1 protein-coding gene is annotated in these 203 nt (G+C 50.2%); it reads left to right on the top strand.

Translation table 11 applies throughout. The features are described from left to right. Positions 1-203, top strand: a 203-nt coding sequence (locus RJ32_RS00215; RefSeq protein ID WP_145914796.1) for a hypothetical protein, incomplete at both ends; no start/stop codon positions are given.

Raw genomic sequence — 203 nt, 5'->3', positions numbered from 1 at the left:
CATGTGGCCTGTAGTCTGGATAGAAATGGTCTGCGTCCGGCGCGGTATGTTTTGACCCGTTCGGGTATTCTGACCATTGCCTCCGAAGTGGGTATCTGGGATTACGACGAGCAGGAAGTGATTGAAAAAGGCCGCTTAGGGCCGGGACAAATGATGGCGGTGGATACTTATACCGGCAAAATTTGGTATAACGACCAAATTGA

This window comes from Idiomarina sp. 28-8 (assembly GCF_000320945.2).
Lineage (GTDB): Bacteria > Pseudomonadota > Gammaproteobacteria > Enterobacterales > Alteromonadaceae > Idiomarina > Idiomarina loihiensis.
The sequence above is the reverse complement of the archived record's forward strand: the minus strand, read 5'-3'. Positions and strand labels throughout refer to the sequence as shown.